At 64.0% G+C, this 21,461-nt stretch carries 14 protein-coding genes and 2 pseudogenes; 5 read left to right on the top strand and 11 right to left on the bottom strand.

Translation table 11 applies throughout. The features are described 5' to 3' along the window. Position 1: 1 nt before the first annotated feature. Positions 2-493 (bottom strand): hypothetical protein, encoded by a 492-nt coding sequence (locus P5205_20765; GenBank protein HSA12796.1) that lies wholly within the window; start codon positions 491-493, stop codon positions 2-4. A 328-nt stretch (positions 494-821) separates the two neighbouring features. Between P5205_20765 and P5205_20760 the strand changes: the two are divergent. The 3 genes and pseudogenes from P5205_20760 to P5205_20750 all read left to right on the top strand — a co-directional run bounded on the left by P5205_20760 (position 822) and on the right by P5205_20750 (position 3,760). Then, positions 822-1,021: pseudogene (locus tag P5205_20760) on the top strand (hypothetical protein). Positions 1,022-1,166: 145 nt separating this feature from the next. Then, a complete protein-coding gene (locus P5205_20755; GenBank protein ID HSA12795.1) occupies positions 1,167-3,479 on the top strand; it encodes a hypothetical protein in 2,313 nt (770 codons plus the stop codon). A gap of 8 nt (positions 3,480-3,487) precedes the next feature. Beyond that, a pseudogene (locus P5205_20750) lies at positions 3,488-3,760 on the top strand (hypothetical protein). A 121-nt stretch (positions 3,761-3,881) separates the two neighbouring features. Here the strand turns inward: P5205_20750 and tnpA are convergent. After that, positions 3,882-4,337, bottom strand: coding sequence for an IS200/IS605 family transposase (gene tnpA / locus P5205_20745; protein HSA12794.1), 456 nt, complete (start codon positions 4,335-4,337; stop codon positions 3,882-3,884). 158 nt (positions 4,338-4,495) lie between these two features. Beyond that, on the bottom strand, positions 4,496-7,144 hold the full coding sequence (locus P5205_20740) for a DNA translocase FtsK (GenBank protein HSA12793.1): 2,649 nt from the start codon (positions 7,142-7,144) through the stop codon (positions 4,496-4,498). Positions 7,145-7,298: 154 nt separating this feature from the next. On the opposite strand from P5205_20740, the gene P5205_20735 reads away from it, so the two are divergent. After that, positions 7,299-8,504: a phosphoglycerate dehydrogenase gene (locus tag P5205_20735; protein ID HSA12792.1), complete on the top strand. Its 1,206-nt coding sequence runs from the start codon at positions 7,299-7,301 to the stop codon at positions 8,502-8,504. A 121-nt stretch (positions 8,505-8,625) separates the two neighbouring features. Here P5205_20735 and P5205_20730 read toward each other — a convergent pair whose 3' ends face one another. The 6 genes from P5205_20730 to P5205_20705 form a co-directional block, all read right to left on the bottom strand. Next, entirely contained in the window at positions 8,626-10,080 is a 1,455-nt protein-coding gene (locus tag P5205_20730) for a sulfatase (GenBank protein HSA12791.1), read from the bottom strand. A gap of 32 nt (positions 10,081-10,112) precedes the next feature. After that, a complete protein-coding gene (locus P5205_20725; GenBank protein HSA12790.1) occupies positions 10,113-11,564 on the bottom strand; it encodes a sulfatase in 1,452 nt (483 codons plus the stop codon). 252 nt (positions 11,565-11,816) lie between these two features. Beyond that, entirely contained in the window at positions 11,817-13,874 is a 2,058-nt protein-coding gene (locus P5205_20720) for a glycoside hydrolase family 20 zincin-like fold domain-containing protein (GenBank protein ID HSA12789.1), read from the bottom strand. Between the two features lie 170 nt (positions 13,875-14,044). Then, positions 14,045-15,478, bottom strand: coding sequence for a sulfatase-like hydrolase/transferase (locus tag P5205_20715; GenBank protein HSA12788.1), 1,434 nt, complete (start codon positions 15,476-15,478; stop codon positions 14,045-14,047). 128 nt (positions 15,479-15,606) lie between these two features. Continuing rightward, positions 15,607-16,953: a Gfo/Idh/MocA family oxidoreductase gene (locus tag P5205_20710; protein ID HSA12787.1), complete on the bottom strand. Its 1,347-nt coding sequence runs from the start codon at positions 16,951-16,953 to the stop codon at positions 15,607-15,609. Between the two features lie 36 nt (positions 16,954-16,989). Further along, a complete protein-coding gene (locus P5205_20705; GenBank protein HSA12786.1) occupies positions 16,990-17,547 on the bottom strand; it encodes a hypothetical protein in 558 nt (185 codons plus the stop codon). 96 nt (positions 17,548-17,643) lie between these two features. Between P5205_20705 and lysS the strand changes: the two genes are divergently transcribed. Further along, positions 17,644-19,518, top strand: coding sequence for a lysine--tRNA ligase (gene lysS / locus P5205_20700; GenBank protein ID HSA12785.1), 1,875 nt, complete (start codon positions 17,644-17,646; stop codon positions 19,516-19,518). A gap of 155 nt (positions 19,519-19,673) precedes the next feature. On the opposite strand, the gene P5205_20695 is transcribed toward lysS, so the two are convergent. Beyond that, a complete protein-coding gene (locus P5205_20695) occupies positions 19,674-20,510 on the bottom strand; it encodes a hypothetical protein (GenBank protein ID HSA12784.1) in 837 nt (278 codons plus the stop codon). A 51-nt stretch (positions 20,511-20,561) separates the two neighbouring features. After that, positions 20,562-20,972: a hypothetical protein gene (locus tag P5205_20690; protein ID HSA12783.1), complete on the bottom strand. Its 411-nt coding sequence runs from the start codon at positions 20,970-20,972 to the stop codon at positions 20,562-20,564. Positions 20,973-21,461 lie beyond the last annotated feature (489 nt).

The raw sequence follows: 21,461 nt of genomic DNA, 5'->3' as shown, positions 1-21,461 counted from the left end.
GCTACAACCTCACGATCTGCTTGATGGCGTCCGTGGCGAGCCGCGACACCCGCTCGGGCGTCAAATTCGCAAGCGGCACCGAGGAGAAGTTCACCCGGCGCTCGACACCACCGCCCGCGGGATGCGCCACGACCACTTCCACACACAAATCGTTCCGGCGGCAGATGAAACTCACCGAAGCCCCGGCCAGCGTGTAGATGTAACCCAGGTCGGTCGGCGCGCAACGCTGGGGCGAGAAATGGAGAATCACGTAGGGAAAACTGTTCGGGTCAGAGCCGGCCTGCTGCGCGACCAATTCCACTGTGGCCCCGTAACCGTGCCGCTGCAGCGTCGCCGCCGTGGCATCCAGAACAGGTTTGAGCGTCGATTCCGCCGCGGCGAGAAACCGCGCCGGAAAGTCCGCCTGCTCCCTCCGCCGCACTTCGGTATCCTCTGACCGGGCGGCAGGTTTGTTCTTTGCCGCAGCAAAGAAACTATCAAGTTCCGAGTTCATTTAGTCCCGCTCCCGTCCGCCAGGCCCATTCAACCCGGCGACCTCAGAGCGCCCTGCAACCAAATGCTATGATAGCCCCCTCAACACGTCCACGATAAACTCCGGGAGAGCCCCGAACCCCATTTGCAGCGCACCCGCATCCGAGCCGTACCCCTCCCGGCCCCACAGGGAGTCCCTCCGTATCCGCACCGTATCCACACCGTATCCACACCGTAGGTTCACCTGCGTAACCCGTTGTAGCCGGTTCACTTACGCCAAATCAGCCCCCAACCCCGCCCAAAACATCAAAAGCAAGTGCGGCACAACGACTTACGGCGATTCCACTATTCTTGTGGACGCGCGGGCGCAGTATCCGACCTCGACGCGCTGGCCGATCTGTATGATCCGCTGACGATGCCCGGGCCGCTGCTGCGGGCGCACCAGGAGCTGGACCGGGCGGTGGACCGTTGTTACCGGCCCGAGCCCTTCCCCAGCGACCGGCACCGGGTGGGATATCTGTTTGCGCTGTATGAGCTGACGGCGCCGCTGGCCGCCGCCGCCAAACCGGGGCGGAAGAGGCGGAAGCTGCAAACGGCCCCTCCCCTAAACCCGCTCGTCCGGCCCATGGCGCTTCGACTTGTTCGAATGCTCTTGCAATGAACTGTGTCTTCGAGGCAGAGTCACGCAAGCGGGAATGCTACGCAATGGTGTGTCCATCGCCCGGGGATACAAGCTGATGTCAGACCGATTCAGATTTGCCGCGTGGAGTCAATGGGTCGTGATACTCTGTCCGATCCTTCTCTGGGGGCCGGCCCAAGGCGCGGTCCTCCTTTCCGAAGTGCTCGACCCCGTCGGGGACGGAAGTCCCGCGTATTGCGACATTGTCGCCGCGCGGGTCTGGCAGACCGATGTCAGCCATTACCAGGTCGAGATCGAGGTGGCGGGAGAGTTCCAGGAATACCCGACCGGAGGCGACCACATCAGGTTCCTTTGGTACCTCGACACCGATGAGAACAAGGACACGGGTCAGTCCCACGGGTCGGTGGGCTCGGAACTCAACGTGCGGTGTCGTCACACCGATGACCCGACCCAGCCCCACGGAGGGATTGATCCCCTGGGCGCGGCTTTTGGCATTGCAAAAGGCGGGGCGGTCACGAAGTTCATATCCGGCCGCAAAGCGGTGGTTCTCGTGCCGTTTGAGCGCATTGCCAACTTGACGCGCTTTAATTGGAGGTGCGAGATCCTAACGCAACCTGGAGGATTGCGGGACCAGGTGACAAACGCGGTGCTTGTGCCTGGGCCGACCAACTGCTTTGGGCCATCGACCCCGACGCGGCTGGTGGTGGAGGATACCATTTCGTTCATTGGCGGCATTACCTCGGCGGTTCCGGTCATCTACTGTCAAAACGCCGCCGGGGACCCCCTCCGGGTGGGCCCCTCTGCCGTGATCGAGTATCATCCCTATTTGCCGCGGGTCGGCATCAGCAACGGCGCCCTCCGGGCCATCCCGGGCGAGTTTCGCTCCTGCCCCGTGGCGGTGAGCGTGGACGGGCGGCTGTGCGAAAGCCGCGTCAACGTGGTGCCGGGGCATCTGGAGGTGGAACCTTTCATTGTGCATCTGGACGCTTCGGGCCACGGAGCGACGAACGCGACGCTCACGCTGCGGGCGCGGGATGCGTTTGATAATCCGGTGGACCCGACGGGACACCAGCTCACCTGGATAACGAAGTGGCCTCCAAACCAGCCCACTATTACGACGACAGCGACGCCGGGCATCATCGTTGTGGCCCCCGCGTCCTCGACAGCAACCGGGAAGTGGTACCTCATGCCCAGCCTGGACGGGGAGACAGAGCGAGGGAGCGCTATCGTGCGGGTCGTGTCCACGAACTACGCCTTGGGGACGCCGCACGTCTATGACACTCCTTGGGCCAGCTTCGGACTGCCGGGCGACCTGAGTCTTTCACTGACGGGCGAGACCATAGATGAGATGATGGCCAGCAGGCAAGTGGCACAAGTGGCCGAGGCGGCCATTCCCTTCCAACGCGCAATGATCGGCCAAGGCGGGTGCGGGGGAGACCGGCAGCTCTATGCCGGAGTTGTGAATGATGCAGACGGAGGAAATTACGCCCTTTCCGGGAACCCAGTAACCCTGGAGTTCAAACAAGGTGTCAGCTCCCAGTCAATCATACGTAACTACTTCACGGGTGAACCATGGTGGAGGGTCTATTTTCATGAATCCACTCACAATTGCCTCGGATCGCGTGTCAAGGCCGCGCTGGATGGGTCGGCGGTGGGGGATACCATGGGGGAAGCCCTCGCCAATGTGTGCTCCATCTATCTCATCCGGGAGCTGATTGCCCGGGCCTCCCCCTTAAGCCTGGCACCAACGACCGTCGCCAGTCTGCAAGGGGCTTTCGATGAAAAGCATGACGATGACCTGGCCGCCCTGGCGACATACGAGAGCCATCCCGCGGAGACCAACCTGGATGCCAATAACGTTGGCGGCATGTTGATATCGTTCTGCGACGCGCGTGGGTGGTGGCGCTTGCCCCGGTTCTTTTCCATCATGCTTTCGGATACGGACTTTTTCACCTTCGACACCCGGACTAACAATACGACATTCGTTGCGGCCTGCTGGGCGGCGGCTTTCGAGACCAACTCCCTTCCCCTGTGCCGCGACCGCTGGCAGTGGCCCATCGACGAGGCATATTACTACGCGCTCCTGCCCGAACTAACGCGTCTCGCCCGCCTGCGGGATGTCCCGCCCTGGAGGCTGGACGTCAAAGGCACGCAGGATGGCCAGGCGGTCTTGTCCTGGAACAGCCGCCCGCATGAGATCAGCACCCTTACCACCTCTCCCGATTTGCGGGCGCCAACCTGGACACCCGTGATGAGTGTCACCGGCCAAACATACCAGGCGATCATCGTCACCAACCTAGTCCCTGCGAGTGCGGCGTTTTACCGAATCGAGGGCAGTGCTGAGGGTGTCCTGCCGCCAGACTGGTAGCAGCGGCGGTGCTGGAGGCGCGGGCGCAGTATCTGACCTCGACGCTGGCCGATCTGTATGATCCGCTGACGATGCCCGGGCCGCTGCTGCGGGCGCACCAGGAGCTGGACCGGGCGGTGGACCGTTGTTACCGGCCCGAGCCCTTCCCCAGCGACCGGCACCGGGTGGAATACCTCTTTGCCCTCTACGAAAAGCTCACCGCCCCGCTGGTCGCCGGGGCCAAGCCGGCACGGAAGGGACGAAAAGCGCAGCGCGCCCCCAGTGGCACCGCTCAATCCTGAAAGGATTGAATCATTCAGCCCGGGGTTGGACCGCCAGGGCTGAGGGGGCGGTCCTACCCCGGGAAGGATCCCGCAAACACCCGCCAACCCTGAAAGGGTTGAATCAAACCCCAGGTTGGCCTCAGTCCCACACGTATCGCTCGTCGAAAGCAATTTCGTATCGCCGCAGCAGCGCCCGGAACTCGTCCTGAAACGAAGCTTTGCGGTGATGGGAGTCCTGCCCGGCAATGTAGTCCCGCACATCTTGGATCTGCGAGAAGCCGATGGAGAAGATGCCATAACCGCTCTGCCAGCAGAAATCCTGCAGCGTCTTGTCTCGTTCCTTGATCCAGAGCGAGGAACCCCGCTTCACCTCCTTCACCACCTCGGCCGGCTGGCAGGTCCGCGAGAGGGTTGATAGCAGATGCACGTGGTCCTCGACTCCGCCCGCAATGATGGGCTGACAACCGAGCTGGCTGAGGATGCCGCCCAGGTAGCGGTGGAGTTCCTCGCGCAAGGCCTGGTCGCGCAGGAAGGGTCGGCGATCTTTCGTGCTGAAGACGGTGTGGAGGATGATCTTGGCCAGCGATTGCGGCATGAGGTGAGAATGAACTCGATGAACGGAGGATGCAACCCTTTCAGGGTTGAGGACGCTTACTGAAAGGTTACCCGGGGTAGGACCGCCCCCTCAGCCCTGGCGGTCCAACCCCGGGCTGAATGATTCAATCCTTTCAGGATCAGGTCACTTTGGGAGCGTCAGGCCGCCGCTGAGGGCGGGCGCCCGTCGGCACCGCCGCCGTCCAGATCAATCAGGATGTCGCGCGGCTCGGCGCCTTTGCTGGGGCCGACGATGCCGCGGTTCTCCAGCTCGTCCATGATGCGGGCGGCGCGGCCATAGCCGAGACGCAGGCGGCGCTGGAGCAGCGAGACGCTGGCCTTTTGTTCGGTGCGGATGACTTGGATGCAGTCCTGGATGATCTCCTCGTCCTCGTCTATGCCGCCGTCGTCCTCGGAGCCGCTGTCGGGGCGGGAGAGCTGCTGGTGGATTTCGAGCTCGTAGCTGGGCTTGGCCTGCTTGGCGATGAAATCCACGATGCTCTGGATTTCCTGGTCGGTGATGAGCGAGCCCTGGGCGCGGATGAGCTTGGCCGAGCCGGGCGGCAGGTAGAGCAGGTCGCCTTTGCCGAGCAGCTTGTCGGCGCCCATCGCGTCGAGGATGGTGCGCGAATCCACCTTGGCCGCGACCTGGAAGGCGATGCGCGCGGGGATGTTGGCCTTGATGACGCCGGTGACGACATCCACGCTCGGGCGCTGGGTGGCCACGATGCAGTGGATGCCGGCCGCGCGCGCCATCTGGGTGATCCGGGCGATGGCCATTTCCACGTCCGCCGGCGCCACCAGCATCAGGTCGGCCAGCTCGTCAATGATGACCACGATGTAGCTCAGCTTGTCGGGGATGACGATGTCCTCCTCGCGCGGCACCACGATCTCGTCGTCCACTTCCACGGCAAATCCGTCGGCGCCCGGCTCCACCTTCTCCTTCTTGGCCGTGAGCGGCAGTTCGGGTTCGCGGGGCGGCAGGGGCTTGTTCTTCGGGCGCGAATTGAAGGAGAGGATGTTGCGCGCGCCGACCCGGGCGAAGATCTGGTAGCGCTTCTCCATCTCGTTGACCACCCAGCGCAGGGCCAGGATGACCTTCTTGGGGTCCGTGACGACCGGCACGACCAGGTGCGGCAGAATGTTGTATTGCTGCAGCTCGACAACCTTGGGGTCAATCATCACAAAGCGCAGTTGGTCGGGCGAGAAGCGATACAGCAGCGAGGTGATGATGGCGTTGATGCAAACGGACTTGCCCGCGCCCGTGCTCCCGGCGATGAGCAGGTGCGGCATCTCGGACAGGTCCGCGATAATCGGGTGGCCGTAAACGTCCTTCCCCAGCGCCAGCGGGATGCGGGCCTTGGAGCTGCGCCATTCATCCGACTCCAGCAAATCGCGGATAATGACGGTCGTCTTGACCGGGTTGGGGACCTCCACGCCGACGGAGCTTTTGCCGGGCACCGGGGCAAGAATATGGATGCGCTCGGCCTTGAGGGCGGCGGCGAGGTTGTTGTTGAGCGCGGTGATCTTCTCCAGCTTCACGCCTGGCGCCGGATGCAGCTCGTAACGCGTGATGGTGGGGCCCTTGGTGATGTCGCCCAGCTCGACCGGGATCTCGAACTGCGCCAGGGTCTGCTGCATGAGCCGGGCATTGGCCAGCAATTCCTCCTTGGACTCGGTGGGCTTCAGGTTCGGGTCCGGGACCTGCAGGAAGTCCAGGGGCGGCAACTGGTAGTTGCCGATCATGGGCGTAGCGGCGACGGCGATGGGCTTGGGTTTTCGCCTGGGCTTGGCCGGCGCGGCGGCGGGCAGGCCGTGAATGACCACCTCCCGCTCGCTCTTCGGCTCGGCCTGCTTGCCCTCGGCGGCGGCCTTCTCAGCGGCTGGAGGCTCCGCCTTGGCTTCGGCGGGCTTGGTCTCGGCGGCTGCTCCGGCGGGCTGCGGCTTCCTGCCCAGAATGTCCTCGGTAGTGGCGGCGGCCAGCTCGCGGGCGGGAATGACTTCGCCCTCATCCGCCGGCGCGGGCTCCCTGACGGGCTCCAGGGCGGCCGCCTTGCGGGCGCGCGCCGCCCGGCCCGGTTCCGGCACGCTGAGGTCGCGCACGGTCGGGCGCGGCACGGGTTTGAGATCGGGCCCCAGCCCGGAGCGTTCCACTTCATCCTGCAGCAATCGGGCCTGCTTCTCCAGGTCGCGCTTCCGCAGTTCGAGCGCCGCTTCATCCGCGGCCCGCCGGCCGGCGGTGGCGGTCCGCCAGCCCCAAACCGCGCGCACCCAATCGCCCAGCTGGAAATTGGTGAGGAACAGCAGGCTGACGAAGTAGAGCATCAGGTAAATGATCGTGGCGCCCGCGGCCCCAAAGCACTCGCTGAAGAAATGCTGGTTCAAGTTGCGCCCCAGGACACCGCCGGCCGTGACGCCCAGATTCCTTTCCAGGTTGCCCAGATAGTGCCGGTAAACGTCCAGCAGTCCCATGCAGCAAATCATCAGGACCAGCGCCCAGAACCAGCGCCGGCGCAGGTAGGCAAAGGATTCAAAGAAACAGCCCAGCCCGACGAAGAACACCACCACCGGCAGCACGAAAGCCGCCGCCCCGGCCGTCAGGAAGCACCCGTAAGCAACCCACGCCCCGGCCGGGCCAATCCAGTTTCGCGCCGGCTGGTTATGGGGCACGGCATTGGCCGAAACATCGCGCGGGTGATAGGAAAGGAGCGCCGCCAGCAACAGCACCGCCAGGCACATCAGCACGACGCCGATGATATCGTTGAATCCGCGGGAGGATTCGGAGCTTCCTGATGCCTTGCGAGCCATGCCCGCAGATTACCAGTTCCAAGTGCCGAGTGACAAGAGACGAGTGTCTGGCGCCGGCCTCCAGCCTGACTGGCCGACTTTACTTTGCGCTGGATTACTCCGGGCCGCGCCCGCAATCTCCGGACATAGGAATGGCCAGGAAAGGCGAACACAGATGAAGACTCTCATTGCCGATAAATTCTCCGAGGCGCACATCCAACGTCTTAACCGGTTCGGCTGCGAAGTGACCTACAACCCCGCCGTCAAAGCCGAGGACCTGCCCGAGCTGATCGCGCCCTACAAGATCCTGGTCGTGCGCGGCAAGCAGGTCACCGCCGACACCCTCAAGGCCTCCAGCCAACTGGCCCTGGTGTTGCGCGCCGGCGCGGGCGTCAACACCATTGACGTCCAGGCCGCCAGCGCCCGCGGCGTCTTCGTCAGCAATTGCCCCGGCAAGAACTCCATCGCCGTGGCCGAGCTGGTGTTCGCCCTGCTGCTGGCCATTGACCGCCGCATCCCCGAAAACGCCGCCGCCCTGCGCGCCCATAAATGGAACAAGAAGGAGTTCTCCAAAGCCGAAGGCGTCTTTGGCAAGACACTCGGCGTGGTCGGCACCGGCCAGATCGGTCGCGAAGTCATCACTCGCGCGCGGGCCTTCGGGCTGCGCGTCGTTGCCTGGTCCCGGTCGCTCACGCCCGAGAAGGCGAAACAGCTTGGCGTCGAACGGTGCGATACCGTGGACGAGGTGTTACGCCAGGCCGACATCGTCACGCTGCATCTCGCGCTGAAGCCCGATACCCGCAAGTTCATCAGCGCCGACCGCCTGGCCCTGCTCAAACCCAACGCCATCCTCATCAACACCGCTCGCGGTGAAGTGGTTGACCAGGCCGCCCTGCGCGCCGCCCTGGAAGCGGGCAGGCTCCGCGCCGGGCTGGATGTCTTTGACCCCGAGCCAGCCGAGGCCGCCGCCGAGTTCAACGACCCGATCCTCGACCTGCCCAACCTCTGCGGCACCCACCACATCGGGGCTTCCACCGGGCAAGCGCAGGAGGCCATTGCCGAGGAAGCCCTCCGCATCATCGAAACCTACGTCAAGACTGGCGTGGTGTTGAACTGCGTCAACCTCACCACGCGCACCCCGGCCAATTGGCAGCTCGTGGTCCGCCATTACGACCGCGTCGGGGTGCTGGCCTTCGTCATGGACCAGATCCGCCGCGCGGGCATCAACATCGAGGAAGTCCAGAACGTCATCTTCGAGGGCGCGACGGCGGCCTGTTGCCGCATCCAGCTTGACGCCGAACCCGGCCCTGACCTGCTCGCCGCCCTCAAGGCCGGTAACCCGGATATCCTCGGCCTCGAACTGATGCGGATTGTGAAGTAGTGCAGGGCGCAATATCACCGTGCCTCGGCGGTCGGTTTCATTCAGTGCTGCCCGAGCCGGCCCAGCGAGGAGTGTGCGGCGTGCAGCTTGGCCGCGCCGGAGCCTTCTGCCGCCGTGCCGGCTAGCGCGCGGCTTTCCTGCGCTTCTTCGGTTCGGGCGCGGCGGCGGGATTGTAGTCCGGGTTCGGCGCGGGCAGGTCGGCGCGGATGCTCTGGCGCCAGTCCTGAAGCAGCTTGCGCAGCGCGACCGTCTTCTCGGGCATCTGCGCCGCCAGGTCATGCCGTTCGCTCAGATCCTCGCGCAGGTTAAACAGCTCGACGCGGCTGTCTTCAAACCACTCGATCAGCTTGAAATCCCCCAAACGCACAGCGCTGCCGGGACCGCCGCCCTGGTTGCTGTAATGCGGGTAATGCCAAAAGAGCGGGCGCTCGGGGCGCGTGCCGCCTTTGAGGAGCGGCACGAGGCTTGCGCCATCCGCGTGCTGCTGGGGTCGCAGCGGCAGCCCCGCCATTTCCAGGAAGGTGGGGTAGTAATCGGTGCTGGTTATCGGCGCCTGGCATACGCTGCCCGGCCTGGTAACGCCCGGCCAGCGGATGAGAACGGGCTCGCGCACCCCGCCTTCGTAGAGCCAGCCCTTGCCCGCGCGAAGCGGGGCATTGGACGTCGGGAATCCTTCCGAGGTCGAGACCCCGCCGTTGTCTGAGGTAAAGACGACGACCGTGTTTTCTTCGATGCCCAACTGGGCAAGTTTCTGCATCACGCGTCCGACACTCTCATCCAGGCCCTGCACCATGGCCGCATAGACCGGCTGGTTTTGAATCTGCCGGGTCTTCCTCTTGCCTTCCGGCAGGAACTCCGCGTCGGCGGACGACGGCGACCGGGCGGCCTTCGATTCATACTTGGCGACCAACTCGGGCTTTGCCTGCAAGGGGACGTGGACGGCGTGATGAGAGAGATAAAGCAGGAACGGCCTTCCCTTGGCGCCGTCCATAAACTGCAGCGCCTCATCGGTCAGGCGATCCGTCAGGTACTCGCCTTTCGGCCCATCCCGCAAAGTAGGAATCCGGTAAGGGCTGAAGTAGGACGGCGGGGAACCCTTCTGACAGCCGGCGATATTCAGGTCGAAGCCCTGCCTCTCAGGGAAATAGTTGGTGCCGCCGAGATGCCACTTGCCGATAAGTGCCGTCCGGTAGCCTGCCTCCCGAAGCGCCTCGGCCAGTATAACTTCCTCCAGCGGCAGTTGCTGCAGCATAACAGGCCGCCGCAGCTTCTGATCGGGCCGATCAGTCCGGCCCGGCAGCCAGTCAGTGAGGCGAAGCCGGGCAGGGTATTTGCCGGTGAGAATGCTGGCGCGTGTCGGCGAGCACACTGGGCAGGCAGCGTAGGCGTCCGTAAAACGCATGCCTTGGGCGGCCAGGCGGTCGAGGTGCGGCGTTTCGTAGAAGGTGCTGCCGTAACAGCCCAAGTCGTTCCTGCCGAGATCATCGGCAAGGATGAACACGAAGTTGGGCTTGGCCGGGGCTGGCGACGCCACCAGCGGCAAAAGCGTCAGCCACAGAAACAGGATTCGGTTCATAAGCATAACGACAGCGCGAACTCGACCCTCGACTACTCTGTGCCGGCCTTCTTTTTCTTCTTCTTGCCGGCCTTCCTGGCCGCGGGCTGGTCGCCCTTGACTGGCTTGTCGGCGTAGTCGGGGACGCGGTATTGGGTGAGCTTCGCCTGCTGGTCCAACTCGGCTTGCATTTTGGCGAGCAGGGCTTTGTGGGCAGGGTCAGCGGCCAGGTTCTTCGTCTCGTAGGGGTCCTTGGCCAGGTCAAACAGCTCGGTCCATTCATCGTGGCCGGAATACTTGATGAGTTTGGCATCGGCAGTGCGGACCGCGACGAGGGTCGGCGTGCCAGGGAACTGGTTTTCCATGAAGTATTCCGCGAGGAAGGACTTGCGCCAGCCCGAGGGTTTGCCGCCGAGCAGCGGACGCCAGCTCCGGCCCTGCATTTCGGGCGGAACAGGAACTCCGGCCAGGTCGAGGAACGTGGGCGCCAGATCAATGTTGAGCACCATCTCGTCCAGGAGCTTGCTCTTCTGCACCAGCCTGGGATAGCGCAGGAGCAACGGGATGCGGAGCGACTCTTCGTACGCCGAGCGCTTGTCGCCCAGGCCGTGCTCACCTTTGTAGTAGCCGTTGTCGCTGGCGAAGACGACGACGGTGTCCTGGGCCAGCTCAAGCTCGTCGAGGGTCTTGAGCAGGCGGCCGAGATTATCGTCGGCTGCGGAGATGCAGCGGAAGTAGCCGACCCCGGTGGTCAATGCCTTGGCGAAGGTGCCGTCCACCTGGGCCTTGGCGGCGGGTTCGTTCTCGGGGAGGCGATAAATGGGACGGACATCCAGGTTGGGCACGGGACGCGCGGTAGTGTCGGGGAATCGGTCCTTGGCGCGGGTCGGGGGCTCATTAGGTCCATGACAGGCTTTGAAGCCAACGACCACGGAGAATGGTTGGTTGCGATGCGCTTTGATGAACTGGATGGCATAGTCGGTGGACACGTCGTCCACCCAGCCAGTGGTGGGGGTAGTCTGCCCGTTGATCTCGAAGGGGCAATCCCAATACCGGCCCTGGCCAATGAAACTGGCGGAGTAGCCGAAGCCCGGACGCTGCCCGCGCTGGCCGCCCATGTGCCACTTGCCGATGTAGGCGGTGGCGTAACCGGCGGCGCGCATCAGGCTGGCGTGGGTGACGTTATTTGTCGGAAAGGGCACCCGATTGCCCGCAACACCATTAAGATGATTGTAGCGGCCGGTGAGGAAGGCAGCGCGACTGGGGGCGCAAAGTGGAAGGGTGACGAACGCGTTGCGGAAGCGCACCCCCTCGGCAGCCAGGCGGTCCATATTCGGCGTCTGGAACCAGGGGAAACGGGCGCGTTCTCCCTGCTCGCGCTGCACAACGCTCATGGCGTCCCAGCGCTGGTCGTCAGTGTAGACAAACAGGAAGTTCGGTTTGCGCTCCGCAGCCAGCATGGCCAGCGGGAGGAGGGCGAGCAGTGTCGTGATGGTCTTTCTCATAATCACAGTGGGTGATTAGTCAGTTGGCGAGGTTTTCTGTCAAGAGCTGGATTGGCGGGCACGCCTAAGTCTTTGGGGCTGGCTGGTCCCGGCAGGCTTTAACAGCCCCACTATCGTGAGACGTTCCTGCATTGGCGGAAGTACAACTGCCGGCGCATTAGCACTCATCTTGGCCAACGCTCACGTGCGACTGCTCCGCTGCCGACCGCTTTCATAGCAGGGTCTGGGAGATTTACTGGCCGCCTGTTCACCTCATTTCACCCTGGGCCGGATGGACTCCAAAGCCGGGAATGGCTCGCCTTCTTTCCACCCCAGGAACACCTGCTGCACCAGCAATTTCTGCACCGCCGTCCAATAGTCCCATTCGGCGTCCCAGCGATAGAGCGCGCTCTGCAGCCGGAACGGGGTGGCTTCGTCGAGCCATGCCTGGCGGTATTCTTCGCGCAATTCGCTTATCATCTCCCGCAGGTCGGTCAGCATTCCATAGGTCGTGGAGTTCATCTGGTTGCCGCAGTAGAGCTGGACCAGTTCCTTCTTCGGATTCTCTCTTAGCTGGCGGAAGTACTCGGCCCATTCCAGGACGTAGAGGCTCTTCATGCCCAGGTAGCCGAACTGGCGCGCCGCCACCAGCAGGCTCTTGAGCGTTGGGTCGGAACACTTGCGCAAAGCGCGCTGGATGCGCTCCTGCGCGCTCTCGGCCAGCAGGCGCGCCCGGCGCACCTCCGTTTCGCCGGCCTGGAGACTCTTAAGATGGTCCGGCGCCAGCGGGTCGGCCCAGAAGCGGCCCCAGGTATTGCCTTGCAGGACTTTCTGGAAGATCTCCTCCACGGTGGACAGTTCTTCCAGGGCGGCCGCGACGTCGGAAGCGACCGAGGCGGGATATACTATGGCGCAATACTCGCTGAAGAAGGAGTTGGTAACCACCCGCTCAGATTGCCACGATGCCGCGCCGCCAAACGCGATCCCCGGGTAAACCAGCCGGTAGATGGTCTGCCGACTGTCCGTCCAGGTGGTGTTAAGGATGCCCAGGGTGCCGAACTTCCTTCCCGTCGCGGTCAACTCGTTAAGGTTGTAGAATGACCGGTGGTAATCAGGGAAAAGCTCGTTCCAGCCCCAGACGCCAGGGGTGACCACGGTCGGGACGCCCCGGTTGGCCAGCGGTTCCACAAAGGGCGCGTAATTGGTCCTGACCTCGTAAATCCACGGATAGGCAATGACCCCCGCCGGCACGTCCGCCAGCAACTCGGGGTGCTTCGAGAGCGTGCTGGCGCCTTGCTCTATGTCCGCAAAGAAGCCGATGCGTTTGCCGTGGCTCCCGGCTTTCTCGGAAATATGCCGGAGAACCCCCATGAAGGTCTTGAACGGGTCTTTGCCAGGAACGACGCCAATCTTGCCCAGCGACCACGGCTCATCGAACCCGACATGATACCATGGACTGGGAAACAGCCTGGCCGTCTGCTCGATCCAGTCGTCGAGCACCGCATACATGCGTGGGTTGCGCGGGTCGAATTCCCCGCCATAGCGCGGCAGCGCTAGGTCGGCGTACTTCTCATAGCGGAACAGGTTGTGCATGTGGCCGTAAAGTTCCATGCAGGGGACGACGTCTATGTGCCGCTGGCGCGCGTATTCAATCACGTGCCGGACCTCCTCTCGCGTGTAGCGGCCGTTGGGATTGACCACGTCGTAGCCCTCGAACTCGATGCTGGCCTCGGAGTAGAAATAGTACTGGTTGATCTTGAAGCGGGCCATCAAGTCTATTTGCCGCTCGGCCTCCGATACCCGGATCAATTCACCCTCGCTGAAGTCTATCATGACCCCGCGATAGGCCAGCGCAGGCCAGTCCTTGACCTCCGCTACGGGCAGCGCGGCCGCAGCCCCATTGCCCTCGACCATTTGCAGCAAAGTCTGCACGCCATAGAATATGCCCGCCGAGCCGCGCGCCCGGATCTCAGCTCCTCTCGGCGTCACCTGGAGCGTATAGGCCTCCCGCGAGTCCGGCCCGGGGCTTTCCATGTCTGCCGGCAGAGCGCCGCCGTCTCCCGTCCGGTTCAACAGGATGCGACGGCTGGAGGACTTGCCTTTCCTAATCCCGACCTTCGTCTGGCCGATAGCCGAAAGCCCGGACGCTAATTGCTCCGCGGCGAATCGGTCTTCGGCGCTCGGCGGCGACGCGAAGCGGATGGACAGGCCTTGCAACTTCAGGGCGCCGATCCCATATCGCACCTGCTGCGGGCGTGGCAGCAGGGCATTGTGACCCGCCAATGCGGTGGCAACCGGGATCATCGTCAGGCAGAGCAAGAGGCGTTTCATGCGCGAGTTCGAATCGTAGCTTGCACACCTCCAGTTTGCACACGCAAATCTCGGACCGCCATATGGGGCTTGCGTGCCGATTGCGGCTGAACGACCCGCGCTACGGGGACCGCGACACCTGGCAAAAGGGATTAATCCGCGATCAGGCAGGCCGGAACGTGCCGTTCTGACTACCGGGGATAGTCCGCGCCGTTGAGGCTGCCCGCCACGGACTTCAGCCACGCGTCCAGTTGCTTCCGCATCGCGGCAGTGCGGGAGGCTTCCTGGGGCGCCCGGTCATTGGCTTCCTTGGGGTCGTCCGCCAGGTTGTAGAGTTCCCATTTCACCGTGCGGGCCTTCTTGTCCTCGACGCGGTGCAGCTTCCACCCGTTATCCAGCCAGGCGGCATGGCCCGGGAACTTGTCGAGAGGGACTTTGCCCTTGATCTGGCTGGCGTCGCTGAAGAGCCGCTGCGGGTCGGCGGGCTCGCGCCCGGCCTGCTGGTCGGCGTAAAGTTCGTCCATCCATTGCTTGGCAGGCGTTCGGATGCCGCCCGAGGGGTAATCCCAGAAGCCCATGGGCTTGGGCCGGTGATTCATCTTGCCGTCGAGCAGCGGCACGAGGCTGAGGCCGTCCAGCTGCGGCTGCTTATCCACGGTCACGCCCGCCAACTCCAGCAGCGTGGGGTAGATGTCATAGGTGGCGCAGGGAACGGTGACGACGCGGGGCTGGGGCACACGGGCGGGCCATTCGAGCAGGGCGGGCACGAGCAGGCCGCCTTCGTAGATCTGGCCTTTGTTGCCGCGGCGTCCGCCCGCGGAGCCGACCTTGGGCAGGGCGCCGTTGTCGCTGCAATACCAGAGAACGGTCTGGTCGCGCAGGCCAAGCTCGCCAAGCGTGTGGCGCAATTTGCCGAAGGCGCGGTCCATGGCGGTGATCTCGGCGCAGAAATGCTGCTTTTCCCTGGGCAGGTCGGGGTACAAGGCAGCGTCCGCAGGGAGCGCCTGGTGCGGCCCGTGCGGCGAGCCGAACCAGACGACAGCCAGGAAGCGCTGCTGCTGCCGCGCGCACTCGCGGATGAACTTGAGGGCGAGGTCCACGGTGATGTCCGAGCTGTCGCCTTTGAACGGCACGGCTTTGCCCTGGTCGCTCAGGATGGGATCGAGGTCGAAGAAGTTGGGCGCCGAGACCCAGGTGTCGAAGCCGCTGGTGCCTGGGTTGACGGGGCTGTTCTTCTGGACAGAGCCGAGGTGCCATTTGCCGAAGTGGCCGGTGCGATAGCCGGCCGGCTTAAGCGCCTCGGCGATGGTGGTCTCCTGCGGACGCAGCGGGCAGCCCCAGGAAAAGCAGCCGAAGCGGTTGGGCGTGCGGCCAGTCATCACGCTGCCGCGGGTCGGAGAGCAGACGGGCGCGGCCGCGTGGAAGTTGTCGAATCGGAGGCCTTCGCGAGCGAGGGCGTCGAAATTGGGCGTCTTGAGTCCCGGATAGCCGGTGTAACCCATGTCGCCCCAGCCCTGGTCGTCGGCCATCACGAGAACAAAGTTGGGCGGCGCCGCGGCACCGGCGAATGCGAGTGAAAGACTGCAGCAGAGGAGGGAGATAACAAGCGAGCATCGGCTATTCATAACGTGAGTGGTGCCGCCGCGTTTGGAGTTACCCGGGCCACAAAGCGGTGTCGGCGCTGCGCTCTGCCACCGCAGTCCAAGTTTGCTTGCTGCCGACGCATGATGCAGCCGTTCGCACTTCGGTTACCTCACGCCGGAGCCTTTAGCGGCGGGCGGTAGTCGTAGCGCAGGAGCTTGTTGGCCGCGGGGTTGTTGGTGAACCTCTCGGCCCGGGCGTCCCATTCCAGGTGCGCCTTCGTCTGCAGGGCGATATTGGCGATGAGCGTCGCGCAGGTGCTGCGGTGGGCACTTTCCATGTCCGAGTTGCAGGTGGCCCGGCTCCTGACGCAGTCGAGGAAGTTGCGGGCGTGATCGGCGGTATCCCCGCGGCCGGTGACTTTCTTGGCCTCGATCATCGGGGCTTCGCCCGTGCGCCAGCCGCGCTCGATGCTGCGGTTGTTAGGCATGCGGCAGGGAAACTCGTTGGGCGTGATGTTCTCCGGCACCACCTCCCAGCCATTGCCCCGGAAGTAAAGGGTGCCCTTGGTGCCGCGAAACTCGATCTCGCAGGGTTTGGCCGCCGCGCCCGCGCCGTTCCCGTTGAACTGGGTGTAGTTCACCAGCGTATCGCCCGGATAATGCCAGAGGGCCTCCATGGTGTCGGGCACGTCGCGGTTGTCGTTGACGGCGAATTTGCCGCCCATGGCGGTGACGGCCAGCGGGGCATCCTGCCCCAGGGCCCATTGAATCAGGTCGAGGTAATGGATGCCGTTGTTGGTGATCTGGCCGCCGCTGTAGTCGAAGAACCAACGAAACTGGTAGAGGCCCCGATTGCGGTTGTAGGGCACTTTGGGCGCCGGGCCGAGCCACGCTTCCCAATCCAGGCCGGGCGGCGGCTGGGTGTCGGGCGGATTGCCGATGCCCTTGGGCCATTCGTTCTGAATGTGAAAACAGCGCACGCCCGTGACCTTGCCCAGGCCGCCGGCGCGGACGAACTCCGCCATCTGGCGGCACACGATCGAGGAACGCCGGTGCAGCCCGGACTGGCAAACCCGCCCGTGGCGTTTCACCGCCGCAACCATCGCGCGGCCTTCGGCGACGCGCAGTGAGGTCGGCTTCTCCACATAGACATCCTTCCCCGCCTCACAGGCGTGGATGGTCTGCAGCGCATGCCAGTGGTCGGGCGTCGAGATGACCACGGCGTCAACGTCTTTGAGCTCTAGCACCTTCCGGTAGTCTTTGAACCGCTTGAGGCTCGTGCCGATCTTCTGCGCCGCAAAGTCGAGGTAGGGCTCGTAGATGTCGCAGATGGCGACGACTTCGGCGTCGCTCTGCTTGAGAAAGGCGTCGAGCACCTGGTCGCCGCGGTTGCCCAAGCCGATGAAGCCGAGGCGGACGCGGTCGTTGGCGCCGAGAACCCGAACGGAGGACATGACGGCCGTGGTGCCGACAGCGGCGAGGGTGCGAGTGAATTCCCGGCGAGTGATGGGTTTCATAGGTATTGGGTCAAACTGGATTCGGTCGAGCAGCGTTCACTTCAAGCGCGTGAATACGACCTCATAGGTTTGTTGCTGGGCGGCTTGAAAGTACTGCCCGAAGAGCTGGTCGCTCTGCGGGTTGTGCTCCAGCGTGTAGGTGCAACCGGGATAGCCCACGTCGTTCAACTCGACGACAATTTTGCTGGCCCCCTTGTCCCGCCAGGCAGCGGCCCGGGAGACGTTGATCGGGTTGGGGTTGAAGTAGGCCGCCTCCACCTTGCCGCTGGCGTCTATGCTCTTGATGTCGAGCACATAGCCGCCGTCCGGGCGCTCCCACTGGCCAACGAGCTTCGCCAGCTCGGGCGACAGAGCCGCCGCGGCGGGCGCCGCATTGGTCCGCGGGGCGGGTGGCAGGGGAGGCGATTCGGTCTTGTTGCCGCAGGACGCCAGCAGGCCGCAAACGACCGCGGTGCCAAGAACCGGCAGGCGGCGCAGGTGAAGAAACAAATCGGCGCAGGTCTTCATAATGTCGAAGGCAGAGTAATGGCACCTGCCGGGCGTCACAATCCCCAAACCGCTGCCCAAGCCATTCTCGACGACTTTGCGGTTCATGAGGGAATATGAGGGTGGTTCTCCTGAAGCCCGCGTTACGTTGCCGGCGGCAAGCCAGACTTGCCGGGGAGGCCCAACAGCATTACAACTCCCGGCGTGTCAACCAATACGTTAACGGAGATCAGGAAGGTTCGGCTGGGCAAGGCCGAGGCCCTGCGCAAGCTGGGGCTGAACCCTTATCCTTCGCGCAGCGGGCGCACGCACTACGCCCAGGCAATACTCAACGACTTTGCCGGGCACGAAGGCAAGGAAGTGACGGTGGCAGGGCGGCTGATGTCATGGCGCAAGCAGGGAGCGCTAGCCTTCGGGCATGTGCAGGACCAGACAGGACGGATTCAGTTGTTCCTGCGGCGGCAACTGGTGCAGGCGACTGCCGCGGCGGAAAGCATCTTGGGCTACAGCGACCTGAACCTGCTGGACCTGGGGGACGTGGTGGAAGCGACCGGTAAGGTGGTAAGGACCGAGCGCGGTGAGATTAGCGTGCTGGTGGAGCGCCTGCGGCTGCTGACCAAGTCCGTCCGGCCCCTGCCGGACCAGTGGTCCGGGTTGAAGGACCGGGAGCTGGTGCTGCGGAAGCGTTACCTGGACCTGATCCTGGACCGGCAGCCGCATGAGCGGTTTGCGGCGGTGAGCAAAATGGTGGCAGCAATCCGCGGCTTCCTGAACGGGCGCGGGTTTCTGGAGTTCAACACGCCCGTCATTCAGGCGCAGTATGGCGGCGGGACGGCGAAGCCGTTCAAGACGCACGTCAACGCGCTGGGGTGCGACATGTACCTGGCGATCTCGCACGAGCTTTACCTTAAGCGGCTGATCGTGGCGGGCTTTGACAAGGTCTATACCATCGGCCGGTATTTCCGGAACGAGGGCATTGACCGGAGCCACCACCCTGAGTTCTCGATGGTCGAGACCATGACCGCCTACGAAAACTACGAGTACAACATGAACCTGATCGAGGACATGTTCCGGCACGTGGCGACGACCGTGTTCGGGCGGACGGAGTTCAAGGTCAAGGGCCATGTCATTGACTTCAGCAAGCCGTGGCGGCGGGTGACGATGGCCGAGGCGGTGAAGGAGAAGACGGGGGTGGACTTCCGCGAGATCAAGACGGTGGCGGAGGCCAATGCGAAGCTGGCGGCGCTGGGCATTACCGAGGCGCAGCCCAGTGTGGGCGAGGCGCTGGTGAAGGCGTTCGAGGGGGTGGAGCCAGACCTGATCCAGCCGACGCTGGTCTATGGGCACCCGGTGGAGATTTCGCCCCTGGCCAAGCCGCTGGCCGCGGACCCGCGGTTTGCGGAGCGGTTCGAGATCTTCATTGCCGGCATGGAGTGCGGGGACAACTGGTCGGAGCAGAACGACCCGGTGCACCTGCTGGAGACCTGGCGGAAGGCCTACCGCGCGGACGAAAGGGACAGTGGCAAGTTCCATACGCTGGACTTCGATTTCATCGAAGCGCTGGAATACGGCATGCCGCCTACCACGGGCATCGGGCCGGGGGTCGAGCGCATGGCCATGATCTTCACGGAACAGGAGATCATTGACGACGTCATCTTCTTCCCGATGATGCGGCCCTCGGTGTCGCCGTTGAACGCCTCGATATACGGCCTGGCGGAGCCGGCACTGGCGCCGGTGGAAGACCTGGCGCTGCCGGTGGAGGATTTCGAAGCCCTGTGCCGGGAAGGTGTGCTGAAGCCACACGCAAAACACCTGATCCTGAAGCCGCACGTGCGCCTGTGGAACGCAGCGGGGCACAAGTCGCGCGCATCGGGCCACGTGGAGATCGAAGGCTTCCTGCCCGGCAGCGTGCTGCGCCTGGCGGGTTACAAGCTGAGCGCTGACGAGGCGCTGTCCGAAGACGAGGAGAAGAAACGGGTGCTGGGAACGATTGAGCTTACGCTGGTGAGGTTCCTGCGAGAGGGATTCCCCGAGTGCCAGGTCACGGTGTCCCCGGCGACGCTGCTGCGGCAGGGGTGAAGCGGAGTGGTGGACTGGTGGAGGCGGGAGGCGGAAGACTGCAGGCTGGAAGGTGGAGGGTGAAGTGGTGGACGAACGGAGTGATAGAGTGATGGAGTGATGGGGAGGGGTGGGCAGAGAAGCGGCGAATTGTCCAGAAAGAGGGCGCAAAGGACTCATGGATGCTGGACACGGAAACGGCGCAGATGTCTGGCCCAACGGCTCCACGCATCACGTCGAGGAGGCGCAGGCTGGGACGGCACGATGGGCGGCGAAGCGAAATCCGGGGGTGACGAGGGTGGAGGTAAGGTTGGAGGAGGCAGGTTGCCCTTGGATTCGGCAGGCCCAGCCTGGAGGAGTCCGGAGCCTGGGGCCTGACTCGACTGCTGCGCCGGGGATGCGGGCGGTGAGGCGGCGCCGGGCGATGCCGAATCACACTGGTGTCCGTAAGCCCGCTTGAGATCGGCCCGGGCTGCGTCGTAATTGTCGGACTCGGGCTCCGGCTGGCTGGGGTCGAAACCACATGCGAGACGGCCGAACTCGAAGCCGATGTCGAGCAAACGGGCCAGCCGGCTCAAATCCATCAGGTCATGGGGACGCCGTTGCTGGTAGCGGTCCATGGCCATCCGCCCGGCGCTCATCCAGAACGCCCAGGCCGCCAGCTCGCGCTCCACCACCCGCTGCGTTTGCGCTGGCGGCAGGGGCGGCAGGTCAAGTCCCGGATTGCGCGGCTCGGGCTCACAGCCATAGACCCGGGCCAGGACGGGTTCCCACTCGGCCATCCAGCGCTGGCGGGCCTCGCGCTCGCGGCGCTCGCGCTCGACGATCACAGAGTCGAAGAAGCGAGGGGCAAGCCGGGCGAGGCGGTGATGGCAGCGGAGGGCGCGGCGAAAGGCGGACAGGGCGACCCGCAAGTCGTCCGGCGCGCGCCAGCGCACGCGGAAAGCGGCGCGGGTGGCATGCCGGACGGTGGAGTGCGCCGAAGGCCGGCAGGTATGGCGGCGTTTGAGCATAGTCAGGCAGCCAAGTACTTTACCTTTTCTTTACCATTTCTTTACCGCCATTCAGCCCTGCCAGTCCTGGACCTGGTCGTGGTATTCGCCGGACGGAATTTCGGACACCGGGGTAGTGAACCGCATCGGGCCGGTCGCCGCCTCGATCTGGCGGCGCAGGCTGCGGGCCAGCGAGTAGAGCTGGGCGGTGGAGAGATCCTTCACATCCCGGCCGGCGAGTTCGGTCTGGACGCGGCGCAGTTGCTCGCCGAGAGCGCTGACGCGATCGGAAACGGAGGCGAGCCATTTCTCGGCCAGAGCCTCCAGCTCGATGGCCCGGAGGTTCTGGATCTGGAACTGGTATTTGCGGCTCCACCCGATGAGGGTGGGCTTGGAGACATGCAACTCGGCCATGAGCTGCTGGTAGGTCCACCCCTGGGAGCGGAGTTCTATGAAACGCTGAACGGTTTTTTCGTCGTGCATATACGGTCCTATCCGGCCGGAGGCAGGGCGAGGGGTGAAATCCGAAAACCGAAGCTCGAAGCCCGAAACAAATCCGAGGCCCGAAACCCGAAACCGATTCACCGATTGCCGACATCCGGCGCTGTACGGGGGATTTGTCCCCGAACACTATTGTTCTCAACCGAGTTGTTGTTCGGACGACGCTCTCGCGCGTCCGACCGAACCCCTCCTCACCGAGAAAGGACCAAACCGAGTTTGGAAGCAGCCACACAGCCTGACCTGCAAGCCCCGCCCGCAACTCGCCGCGAACACCGTCCGCGGCTGACTGTGTTTTTGCCGGTCAACCCACACCGCACCGCGGCGCGATTGACGAGGGGAAGGCTAAATCACAGGGAGGGGAACGGCGACTAGGCTTTTCCCAGGGGGCCGGGGAGGGGGAACAACAACGACGCGGAGTTCCCTTCCCCCCATTTTTTGGACACCGTGTACTTGCGTCCGCTTCACGTTAGT

The organism is Candidatus Paceibacterota bacterium, from assembly GCA_035452965.1.
Lineage (GTDB): Bacteria > Verrucomicrobiota > Verrucomicrobiia > Limisphaerales > UBA8199 > UBA8199.
This window is presented reverse-complemented; position numbering and strand designations above follow the sequence as displayed.